1 protein-coding gene is annotated in these 2,121 nt (G+C 45.6%); it reads right to left on the bottom strand.

Annotated elements, in window-relative coordinates; translation table 11 throughout:
- Positions 1 to 121: 121 nt before the first annotated feature.
- Positions 122 to 1,567 carry an MBL fold metallo-hydrolase RNA specificity domain-containing protein gene (locus TY87_RS22320; RefSeq protein WP_100188756.1) on the bottom strand — a complete coding sequence of 482 codons (1,446 nt, stop codon included), beginning with the start codon at positions 1,565 to 1,567 and terminating at the stop codon, positions 122 to 124.
- Between the last annotated feature and the right edge of the window lie 554 nt (positions 1,568 to 2,121).

Below are 2,121 nucleotides of genomic sequence, written 5' to 3' on the forward strand. Positions count from 1 at the left end.
TACACTTCGTTCATGATGCCCTACGAAAAAAACACACATCATTAAACGGCACATCACGCTGCGCTAATGATGCCCTACAAAAAACGCTATTTTGACTGGCACGTTATACTTCGTTCATGCCCTACGGCACCACCACCTCGCATTCTGGATTTTCCATTTCAATCAATCCCTTTAATGTCTGTTTGGCGTTATTATCTCCATGCACCAAATGTATTTTTTGGGGTTTTACTCGCATACGCTTGATAAAATTTAACAAATCCCGCTGCCCCGCGTGGGCGGAATAACCGCTGATCTGCTGTACTTTTGCTTTAATGGTGTAACGCTCTCCGTCGAATACCACATAGCCATTTGGCTTGTTGTGGTAACGCAAAATATCCCGTCCTGGCGTCCCCGCTGCCTGATAGCCCACAAACAACACATCGTTACGTTCATCGCCCAATAATGCTTTTAAATAATTCACAATACGACCGCCAGCACACATACCAGAGGCGGCTATAACAATGGCTGGGCGGGTTTGACGTTGTAGGTAAGAGACAGTTTGTAAATGTGTGGCGTGATCATCAATTGTCGTGACTTGCTCAAAACTTAACGGATGGCGACCTGAACTCACGCGGCGCTTTGCTTCATCATCCCAATAATTCGCCAAAGATCGATACACCTCAGTAAAACGGCTCGCCAACGGCGAATCAATAATAATATCGATATCTTCCCAATTTAACGAGACACCGGAACGAGTCTTACTCACTGCTTTGTGTTTATTCTGATGAATGATATGTTCCAGCTCATACAGAAGCTCTTGTGTACGGCCAATGCTAAACGCTGGAATTAACACCGTACCTGAATCACTAAGTGCATGTTCTAAGCTTTGCTGTAAATGCTTGCGCCTTGTTGCTCGGTTTTCATGATTTCTATCACCATAAGTACTTTCTAAAACGAGCTGGTCTGCTCGGTAAGGTGACTGCGGTGCTGGTAATAAAGGCGAGTAGGGCGCACCCAAATCCCCAGAAAACAACACATCCCAATATTTATTATAGGTCGCGCCTTTAGGCCGACAAAGCGCACCACCCTCAAGCCGAAAAATCACATAAGCCGACCCCAAAATATGCCCCGCCCGACACAATCGCACTTGTACTTTAGTATTGTTATTTAAAAGAACGACAGCCCAAGTTTTATAGTCCAACGGCACTAACTGAGAAGCCAATCTATCTAGACAAACCTTAATGATATTGGCATTACGAGTCACACCCACTTTTAATGCATCTTCAATCACCAGAGGCAGCAGCGCAGCGCTAGGCTTAGAGCAATAAATCGGGCCGGTAAACCCAGCAGCCAACAAATAAGGCAAACGCCCAACATGGTCTATATGAACGTGAGTAATAACCAAAGCCTGAACAGCTGAAATATCAAAGTCTATTTCTAAACTATTTGAATCTGCCCCAGACCCAGACGTCTCCGCTCCCTGAAACAAACCACAATCCACCAATACCGACTGATCAGAATCAACAAACAACTCATGACAAGACCCAGTAACACCCTGTACAGCACCGTGATGCTTAATAGATAACATACAAATCCCTATGTATCGTTTTAAAGAAGTATTAAGGGTATACCATCAACCAGACCAACATCAAACCAACATCCCCAAACGGCACATTACACTTCGTTCATGATGCCCTACGAAAACACAATACAAACCAACTATACACATAGCATCCCGTAGGTCAGATGAGACGAGGCACGAGGTGTAATCTGACATTCACAACGTCATCAAACGGCACATTACACTCCGCTCATGATGCCCTACGAAAAAACCAACGTCATCAAACGGCACATTACGCTCCGCTCATGATGCCCTACGACACAATACAACCCAACTATACACACAACACCCCGTAGGTCAGATGAGACGAGGCACGAGGCCCTTACCTGAAAACAAAAGCGGCATTTAACACCATCCAACGCCGGATAACGGTCGTGCCTCCCTCATCCGGCCTACAAAACACAATAAATACCAACCACCCCGTAGGTCAGATGAGACGAGGCACGAGGTGTAATCTGACATTCACAACGTCATCAACCGGCACATCACGCTCCGCTCATGATGCCCTACGAAAACACAAT

It is taken from the genome of Marinomonas sp. BSi20584, from assembly GCF_002792415.1.
Lineage (GTDB): Bacteria > Pseudomonadota > Gammaproteobacteria > Pseudomonadales > Marinomonadaceae > Marinomonas > Marinomonas polaris.

Bases quoted from the DNA above. Each gene is read 5' to 3' on its own strand.
- TY87_RS22320 (WP_100188756.1), bottom strand. From the start codon at position 1,567: ATGTTATCTATTAAGCATCACGGTGCTGTACAGGGTGTTACTGGGTCT.